The organism is Ruegeria sp. (assembly GCF_028066395.1).
GTDB lineage: Bacteria > Pseudomonadota > Alphaproteobacteria > Rhodobacterales > Rhodobacteraceae > Ruegeria.
In genome coordinates this window covers 31288-38948 of sequence record NZ_JALCBM010000046.1, presented here as the reverse complement: position 1 = coordinate 38948, position 7661 = coordinate 31288, and the positions used below count along the sequence as shown (strand labels likewise).

Here is a 7661-nt window from a genome sequence, read left to right as displayed (position 1 = left end):
CGCCCGCGATTGAAACCGCGCCCAGCTATTCCCCCGATGGCAGCCAGATCGTGTTTGAAAGCGACCGCTCGGGGACGCCGCAGCTTTATATCATGCCCGCAAATGGGGGTGAGGCGACGCGGATCAGCTTTGGTCAGGGGCGCTATGGCACTCCGGTCTGGTCGCCGCGTGGGGATCTGATTGCGTTCACCAAGCAGAACAAGGGCCGGTTCCATATCGGCGTGATGCGCACCGATGGCAGCGAGGAACGTCTGCTGACCGCATCCTTCCTGGACGAAGGCCCCACATGGTCGCCCAATGGACGGGTGATCATGTTCACCCGCGAAACCCAAGGTGCCAGCGGGCGCGCGACGCTGTATTCCGTGGATATCTCGGGGCGTAACCTGAAACCGGTGCGCACGCCGGATGGCGGCAGCGACCCGTCCTGGGGGCCGTTGCAGAATTGATCGGTCACGCGGGTCGGAAACGTTCACAAGAAACCCGCGCTGTGGTAGTAGAGACGTCAATAACAAAACGAACACGAGGCATTGAGATGAACCTTCTGAGCAAAATCGCGGCGGTGGGCGCGCTGGCCCTGATCGCCGCCTGTACGAATAACGATCCATCCGCATTGGGTGGTGGCGGTGCCGGTGCAAATGGCGCCTTGGTTCCGGGCTCGCCGAGCGATCCGCGCTCGCCTGCTTATTTCCAGCAGACGGTTGGGGATCGGGTGCTGTTTGCCGTCGATCAATCCACGCTGACGCCGCAGGCGCAGACCATCCTGCAAGGGCAAGCCGATTGGCTACTGGCCAACCCCGATTACGTGGCCACCATCGAAGGTCATGCGGACGAACAGGGCACGCGGGAATACAACCTCGCCCTTGGCGCGCGTCGGGCCAATGCCGCGCGCGAGTTCCTGATTTCGCGCGGGGTAGCGGGTAATCGGTTGCAAGTTGTCAGCTACGGCAAAGAACGCCCGATTGAAATTTGCAGCACCGAGGATTGTTATGCCAAGAACCGCCGGGCGGTGACGGTGCTGACCGGCTCAACATTGGGGTAAGACGATGCGAATTGCAGGTTTGGTTCTGGCGGCGGTTCTGACCGTTGCCGGTGTGGCTCAGGCGCAGGATCAGCAGACGCTGGCGGATATCCGGCAGGAACTGACGGTTCTGCACGTGGAAATCCAGCGGTTGAAGCGCGAGTTTTCGACCACCGGCTCTCCGGCGCCGAACCTGTCGGGCAGTTCGGTGTTGGAGCGCGTCGATGCCATCGAGGCCGAGCTACAGCGCCTGACGCGTCAGACCGAGCAGTTGAACCAGCGGGTGCAGAATATCGTCACCGATGGGACCAACCGGATCGGTGATCTGGAGTTCCGTCTGGTCGAGCTTGAGGGTGGTGATCTGAGCACTCTGGGCGAGACCACGACGCTGGGTGGTGAGGCGCCGACCGCAGTTGCGGTGGCCCCGTCGCCGACGCAACCTGTTGCGACTGATCAGGTCGAACTCGCCGTTGGCGAACAGGCCGATTTCGATCTAGCCGCGCAAGCGCTGGCGGATGGGGATTTCCAAACGGCGGCAAACCTGTTCTCGCAATTCGATCAATCCTATCCCGGCAGTCCTCTGGCCCCGCGCGCCAATCTGCGGCGCGGGCAAGCGCTTGAGGGGATTGGCGACACACGCGAGGCCGCGCGCGCGTTTCTGGCCAGCTTCACCGGCGATTCCGAAGGCCCCTTGGCCCCGGAAGCCCTGTTTGAGCTAGGCGCAGCCTTGGGCCGTTTGGGCCAGACCGATCAGGCCTGCATAACGCTGGGTGAGGTGGGCGTAAGGTTCCCGACCTCAGCCCCTGCAGGCTCGGCGGCACAGGAAATGGCGACGCTGGGCTGTTCTTGACCTCGAACGCCGAAACTCTGCGTCAGACCATTCGGGATAGATTACCCGACCCGTTGCCGCGCCGGTTGGGTGTCGCGGTGTCGGGCGGGGGTGATTCAATCGCCCTTTTGTGCTTGCTGGCCGATACTGCGCGAACCGAACGGATGGAGCTGTTCGCGGCTACCGTAGATCATGGTTTACGGCCCGAGTCGGCAACTGAGGCCGAAACGGTAGCGGCACAGGCGCAGGGCTGGAACATCCCGCATGAAACGCTCAAATGGGATGGCTGGGATGGCACTGGCAACCTGCAAGACGCGGCTCGCCGGGCGCGGTATCACCTGCTGACAGAGTGGGCCAAACGGTTGGGGCTGGATGCGATTGCGCTGGGACACACCGCAGATGATCAAGCCGAAACGGTACTGATGCGATTGGGCCGCGCTGCAGGTGTCTCGGGCTTGTCTGCCATGGCTCCGGAGCGTCGGGAAAAAGGCGTTACTCTGCTGCGCCCGTTGCTCTCAACGACTCGCGAAGACCTGCGGGATTACCTGGGCGCCGAAGGGGTTGAGTGGATCGAAGACCCCTCGAATCACGACCAGCGGTTTGACCGGATCAAGGCCCGCGCGGCCTTGTCGGGGCTGGATCAGATTGGAATAACGGCTCACACCCTGTCACGGGTGGCTGAGAACATGGCGCAGGCGCGCGCGGCTTTGGCGCAATATGCGCAGGACTCCGCCCGCCGCGTGGCGCGGGTTGAGGGCGGGGATCTGTGCCTCGACCGTGCCGCGTTCGAAGCCTTGCCGGAAGAAATTCGTCGCCGCATTCTGGCCGCGGCTGTTCTGTGGATCGCTGGTGGCGAGTACACTCCTCGCCACAGCGCCATGGAGCAGGCGTTAAAGGCGATCTCGATGGGTAAAACCGGCACGATTGGTGGCTGTATTGTGGTCCCAAATGGCAAAAACACGTGGATTTGCAGAGAACTAAAGGCCGTCGCCCAGCAAACTGCGTCTACTGGAACCATGTGGGATGGGCGCTGGATCGTAACCGGTCCGATCACAAAAGGGGCTGAAATCCGGGCGCTTGGCGAGGATGGCATCACCCAGCTCGAAGACTGGCGTGTCACCGGAAAACCCCGCGCGGCGTTGCTTTCAAGTCCGGCCGTCTGGACGGGTCAAACTCTGCTGGCCGCCCCGCTGGCGGGTTGGCCCAACCAATGGCGTGCCGAAATGCCCCCCGATACCCCCGACTTCCACGCTACGATTTTATCGCATTGAACCTGCTTCAATCATCTCTATTTTAAGAAGCAACCCGGCAGGTTCCTATCTGCCGAAACCTTTTGGGAGATTTTCCTTGGGCAACGCTCGTAACATCGCCTTCTGGGTCGTTCTGTTTTTGCTGATCCTTGCATTGTTCAATCTGTTCAGCGGGTCGGGCGGAACGCTTCAGAGCAACGAAAGAACCTATTCCGAATTCGTCAGCGCCGTGGATGCCGGGGACGTCACCAACGTGACGCTGGATGGCGAACAGATTCGCTATCGCACCAATGACAACCGCGATTATGTGACGATCAAGCCCACTGATGCCGAGGTCACCAAGCTGCTGATCGACAAGAACATCCCGGTTCGGGCGGAAAAGCAGCAGCAATCGGGCTTCCAGTCGTTCCTGATCACCCTGCTGCCCTTCCTGCTGCTGATCGGTGTCTGGGTCTATTTCATGAACCGGATGCAGGGCGGCGGCAAAGGCGGTGCGATGGGTTTTGGCAAGTCCAAGGCCAAGATGCTGACCGAAAAGCATGGGCGCGTGACCTTTGACGACGTGGCGGGCATCGATGAGGCCAAGGAAGAGCTGGAAGAGATCGTGGAATTCCTGCGTAACCCGCAGAAATTCAGCCGTCTTGGCGGTAAGATTCCGAAAGGCGCGCTGTTGGTTGGCCCTCCGGGCACCGGTAAGACGCTGCTGGCCCGTGCGATTGCGGGTGAGGCGGGTGTGCCGTTCTTCACCATCTCGGGCTCTGACTTCGTTGAGATGTTTGTGGGTGTCGGTGCCTCCCGCGTGCGCGACATGTTCGAACAGGCCAAGAAGAATGCGCCTTGTATCGTGTTTATCGACGAGATTGACGCCGTGGGTCGCCATCGTGGTGCCGGTTATGGCGGTGGTAACGACGAACGCGAACAGACGCTCAACCAGTTGCTGGTCGAGATGGACGGGTTCGAGGCCAATGAAGGTGTTATCATTTTGGCGGCCACCAACCGCAAGGACGTGCTGGACCCCGCGCTGCTGCGCCCGGGCCGGTTTGACCGCAACGTGACCGTCGGCAACCCTGACATCAAAGGTCGCGAAAAGATTCTGGGCGTGCATGCGCGCAAGACGCCTCTGGGCCCAGATGTCGATCTGCGCATCATCGCGCGCGGCACGCCGGGCTTTTCGGGTGCCGATCTGGCGAACCTCGTGAACGAGGCAGCGCTGATGGCCGCCCGTGTGGGCCGCCGCTTTGTCACCATGGAAGATTTCGAGAACGCCAAGGACAAGGTGATGATGGGGGCCGAGCGCCGCTCGATGGTGCTGACCCAGGATCAGAAGGAAAAGACCGCCTATCACGAGGCCGGTCACGCCGTTGTCGGTCTGGAACTGCCGCTGTGCGATCCGGTCTACAAGGCGACGATCATCCCGCGCGGCGGTGCGTTGGGTATGGTTGTCTCGCTGCCGGAAATGGACCGTCTGAACTATCATCGCGATGAGTGTGAGCAGAAGCTGGCCATGACCATGGCAGGCAAGGCCGCCGAGGTCATCAAATACGGTGAAGATCACGTCTCGAACGGCCCTGCCGGTGACATCATGCAGGCCAGCCAGTTGGCGCGCGCCATGGTGATGCGCTGGGGTATGTCGGACAAGGTCGGCAATATCGACTATGCCGAAGCGCATGAGGGATATTCTGGCAACACCGCCGGGTTCTCGGTCTCGGCCCATACCAAAGAGCTGATCGAAGAAGAGGTGAAGCGTCTGATCCAGCAGGGCTATGAGCGCGCGCATCAGATCCTGACCGACAAGAACGAGGCGTGGGAGCGTCTGGCGCAGGGTCTGCTGGAATACGAAACCCTGACCGGGGACGAGATCAAGCGTGTCATGAACGGCGAATCGCCCAGCGACGGCGATGACGAGGGCGACAGCCCGGATGAGGGCAGCGCGCCCAGCGTCACCGCGATCCCCAAGACCAAGGCGAAAAAGTCCCCGCCCGATGGCGGGATGGAGCCGGAACCTTCGGCCTAGGAACATGACCCGGGAAACCCCCGGGTCTTTTCTTTTTGGCTTCCCATTTCGGGGTGGCTGGCCTTTATTTGCGCCACCGATGACGAACAGGGGCGAAGGGTGCAGCATGCCAGTTTTACGCAAAACCGAATTTCAGGGCGAAGTGGTCTGGCTGGGGCATGTGCCCGCCGGGGGTTCGTTGCAGGCGGGGGCTGTCGAGACGCTGGACCTGAGCCTCTCGGGCGATCGGGGCGCGCGGCACGAAGGAGCGACCCGACCGTCCTGCGTGCGGGTGAAGAACCTGTATCCCGAAGGGACCGAAATCCGCAACGTCCGTCAATTGTCCATCCTGTCCGCCGAAGAGATGGAGGCGACCGCCGCCGAAATGGGTCTGGATCATCTGGACCCAAGGCTGGTGGGCGCAAGTATCGTGGTGCGGGGCATCCCGGATTTCACCTATGTTCCCCCATCCTCGCGCCTGCAAACCCCGGGCGGTCTGACCATGACGATCGACATGGAAAACCGCCCCTGCGTTCTGCCGGGGCGCGAGATTGAGGCCGAAGCCCCCGGCTATGGTGCCGCCTTCAAACCGGCGGCAAAGGGCCGTCGCGGGGTGACGGCCTGGGTCGAACGGGCCGGAGTTCTGAACCTTGGCGACAGGCTGACATTGTTCGTGCCGGATCAACGAAACTGGACCCCATGAGGGGCCGATGTTTCCGATTTGCATCATGGAAACGTGAGGACGCCGTTTCACGGCATGAAAATGTCGGAATCCATAACCAATAGGATTGTGCACAACGGTATGGATTGCGCAGCGCCGACACCGAGCGTCGGTTTTGCACGGAATTCAATCAGGGACCCTGCCCAATGAGCTACAAATCCGACATCGAAATCGCCCGCGAGGCGAACAAGAAGCCGATTCAGGAAATCGGCGCAAAAATCGGCATCGATTCAGCCGATCTGCTGCCTTACGGGCACGACAAGGCGAAGGTGAGCCAGGACTTCATCAACTCGGTGCAGGGTCGTGAAGACGGCAAGCTGATTCTGGTGACCGCGATCAACCCGACGCCTGCGGGCGAGGGCAAGACCACCACCACCGTGGGTCTGGGCGACGGCCTGAACCGCATCGGCAAGAACGCGATGATCTGTATCCGTGAGGCCTCGCTGGGCCCGAACTTCGGCATGAAGGGCGGCGCTGCAGGTGGCGGTTACGCGCAGGTTGTTCCGATGGAGGAAATGAACCTGCACTTCACCGGCGACTTCCACGCCATCACCTCGGCCCACTCGCTGCTGTCGGCGATGATCGACAACCACATCTACTGGGGCAACGAGGCCGAGATCGATACCCGCCGTGTCGCATGGCGTCGTGTGGTCGATATGAACGACCGCGCGCTGCGTCAGATCACCGCCAGCCTGGGTGGCGTGTCGAACGGCTTCCCGCGTGAGGCTGGTTTTGACATCACCGTGGCGTCCGAGGTCATGGCGATCCTGTGCCTGGCCAACGATCTGAAAGACCTGGAAAAGCGTCTGGGCGACATCATCGTGGCCTATCGCCGCGACAAGACCCCGGTCTATTGCCGCGACATCAAGGCCGAAGGCGCGATGACCGTTCTGCTGAAGGACGCGATGCAGCCGAACCTGGTGCAGACGCTGGAAAACAACCCGGCCTTTGTCCATGGCGGCCCGTTCGCGAACATCGCGCATGGCTGTAACTCGGTCATCGCGACCAAGACCGCGCTGAAAGTGGCGGACTATGTGGTCACCGAGGCCGGTTTCGGGGCCGATCTGGGTGCCGAGAAGTTCATGAACATCAAGTGCCGCAAGGCGGGCATCGCCCCGTCGGCTGTGGTGCTGGTTGCCACCGTGCGCGCGATGAAAATGAACGGTGGCGTTGCCAAAGCCGATCTGGGTGCCGAGAATGTTGACGCGGTTCAGTCCGGCTGTGCCAACCTGGGCCGTCACATCGAGAACGTGAAATCCTTTGGTGTGCCGGTTGTTGTCGCCATCAACCACTTTGTCACCGACACCGATGCCGAAGTTCAGGCCGTGAAAGACTATTGCGGCGAACACGGGGTCGAGGCGGTTCTGTCGCGTCACTGGGAACTGGGCTCCGAAGGCTCTGCCCCGCTGGCCGAGAAGGTTGTCGAAATCGTCGAAGGTGGCAGCGCGAACTTCTCGCCGATCTACCCGGACGAGATGCCGCTGTTCGAAAAGATCGAAACCATCGCCAAGCGCATCTATCGCGCGGATGAGGTTCTGGCCGACAACAAGATCCGTAACCAGCTGAAGGAATGGGAAGACGCCGGATATGGCAATCTGCCGGTCTGCATGGCGAAAACCCAGTACAGCTTCTCGACCGATCCGTCCTTGCGCGGCGCGCCCACCGGCCACTCGGTTCCGGTGCGTGAGGTCCGCCTGTCCGCCGGTGCCGGTTTCATCGTGGTTGTCTGCGGTGAGATCATGACCATGCCCGGCCTGCCGCGCAAACCGGCTGCGGAAACCATCTGCCTCAACGACGCAGGTGAGATCGAGGGCTTGTTCTAAGCGCCCGAATAAGACATCTCGTGGTCC

6 protein-coding genes and 1 pseudogene are annotated in these 7661 nt (G+C 61.4%); all 7 read left to right on the top strand.

From position 1 onward, the window contains the following. Window positions 1-446, top strand: a pseudogene (gene tolB / locus MPJ51_RS14575) (Tol-Pal system protein TolB); the annotation flags it as partial. Between the two features lie 86 nt (window positions 447-532). Then, window positions 533-1039 carry a peptidoglycan-associated lipoprotein Pal gene (gene pal / locus MPJ51_RS14570; protein WP_298388231.1) on the top strand — a complete coding sequence of 169 codons (507 nt, stop codon included), beginning with the start codon at window positions 533-535 and terminating at the stop codon, window positions 1037-1039. A 4-nt stretch (window positions 1040-1043) separates the two neighbouring features. Continuing rightward, entirely contained in the window at window positions 1044-1868 is an 825-nt protein-coding gene (gene ybgF, locus MPJ51_RS14565) for a tol-pal system protein YbgF (protein ID WP_298388229.1), read from the top strand. Continuing rightward, window positions 1865-3118, top strand: coding sequence for a tRNA lysidine(34) synthetase TilS (gene tilS, locus MPJ51_RS14560; RefSeq protein ID WP_298388226.1), 1254 nt, complete (start codon window positions 1865-1867; stop codon window positions 3116-3118). The genes ybgF and tilS overlap by 4 nt, the downstream gene beginning before the upstream one ends. Before the next feature lie 76 nt (window positions 3119-3194). Further along, complete coding sequence (gene ftsH, locus MPJ51_RS14555; RefSeq protein WP_298388224.1) at window positions 3195-5111, top strand: ATP-dependent zinc metalloprotease FtsH; 1917 nt, start codon at window positions 3195-3197, stop codon at window positions 5109-5111. 106 nt (window positions 5112-5217) lie between these two features. Then, window positions 5218-5793 (top strand): sulfurase, encoded by a 576-nt coding sequence (locus MPJ51_RS14550; protein ID WP_298388222.1) that lies wholly within the window; start codon window positions 5218-5220, stop codon window positions 5791-5793. 164 nt (window positions 5794-5957) lie between these two features. Beyond that, complete coding sequence (locus MPJ51_RS14545; RefSeq protein ID WP_298388219.1) at window positions 5958-7634, top strand: formate--tetrahydrofolate ligase; 1677 nt, start codon at window positions 5958-5960, stop codon at window positions 7632-7634. Window positions 7635-7661 lie beyond the last annotated feature (27 nt).